1 protein-coding gene is annotated in these 1,423 nt (G+C 68.5%); it reads right to left on the bottom strand.

What is annotated here, in order from left to right; all coding sequences use genetic code 11:
- Positions 1-40 precede the first annotated feature (40 nt).
- The gene (locus C666_RS19040) at positions 41-1,177 is read right to left on the bottom strand and encodes a sigma-54 interaction domain-containing protein (protein WP_004350488.1); all 1,137 of its coding nucleotides are present in this window, start codon (positions 1,175-1,177) and stop codon (positions 41-43) included.
- Between the last annotated feature and the right edge of the window lie 246 nt (positions 1,178-1,423).

Here is a 1,423-nt window from a genome sequence, read left to right as displayed (position 1 = left end):
CCACGAGCCGCCGGGCGCCGGATCGCGCCCGGCGGCGCGCTCACGATTCGGCGGTCTCCCCGGCCTGCGCCTGCCAGCCGACGCCGAGCAGGCCGAAGCGCTTCAACTGCGCGCGCAGCACATTGCGCGAAATGCCGAGGCGCTTCGCCGTCTGCACCTGGTTCTCGCGCGAGAAGGCGAAGGCCGTTTTCACCATTTCTTCCTCCACCGCTTCGTACAGATGTTCGTGGCCCTGCTCCAGCATGCGCCGGATGACGCAAGCCAGCCGCGGCCCTTCCGCCACCGGCTCGGCATTCCAGCCGCCCGCCCCCTGCGCGAACAGGCTGGCCTCGCCGCGCGGCAGGCGCAGGTCGCCCACCTCCACCCTGCCCTCGCGCGAGACGATCAGGGCGTAATGAATGACGTTCTCGAGTTCGCGGATGTTGCCCGGCCAGCCGTAGTTGAGCAGCGCGCATTCGGCGGCCGCGGACAGCGTCACCGAATGCAGCGCCAGCTTGCGCCGGTAGCGGTCCACGAAATGCCACACCAGCGGCATGATGTCGCCGGGCCGCTCGCGCAAGGGCGGCAACTGGACCGAGGCGACGTTGAGCCGGTAGTACAGGTCCATGCGGAAGTTGCCCGCACGCACCGCGCGCGCCAGGTCCACGTTGGTCGCCGCCACCAGGCGCACGTCTATCGGCACCGCCTTGCGCGCGCCGATGCGCACCACGCAGCGTTCCTGCAGCACCCGCAGCAGTTTCACCTGCATGGCCAGCGGCAGGTCGCCGATCTCGTCGAGGAACAGGGTGCCGCCGTTGGCGGCCTCGAACCAGCCGGCGCGGGCCTGGGCGGCGCCGGTGAAGGCGCCGGCCTCGTGGCCGAACAGCTCGGCTTCGACCAGGTTGTCGCTGAAGGCGCCGCAATTCACCGCCACGAAAGGCCCCTTGCGCCCGCTCTGCTGGTGGATGTGGCGCGCGACCAGTTCCTTGCCGGTGCCGGTCTCGCCGACGATCAGCACGGTGGCTTCGCTGGCCGCCACCCGCTCGACCTCTTCGAGCAGGTCGACCGAGCGCGGATCGTGAAACACCAGCGCGCGCGCCCTGATGGACAGCGAATGCACCTCGGGCGTGGGAAAAGTCAGCAGCGGCGCCGCGTCCCTCTGCGCGTCATCGCGCAGTTGATGAATGGAATAGCTCATCGTCGATCCTTCGTTTTGCGACGCGCAAAGGATCGTCCACTGCCGGTCCGCGGCAAACGAAGATTATTTGACTTGTAATCTATCGACTCATGAATATGGATACCGCATCCGATGCATCCTCCCTTCGCGCAATCGCCGAACGCCTCCGCCTTTGCAAGAAACGCACCTGATGCCGACGCCGGCACGGACATCCCTGTCCCGCCGCGCCCGGCCGCCCGCGCCCGCCATCCGGCGCGTGTCCGCCCG

The sequence above is a fragment of the Thauera linaloolentis 47Lol = DSM 12138 genome (assembly GCF_000310205.1).
GTDB classification, from domain to species: Bacteria; Pseudomonadota; Gammaproteobacteria; order Burkholderiales; family Rhodocyclaceae; genus Thauera; species Thauera linaloolentis.
Note: the sequence above shows the minus strand (reverse complement) of the source record. Positions and strands in the feature narration are given on the sequence as shown.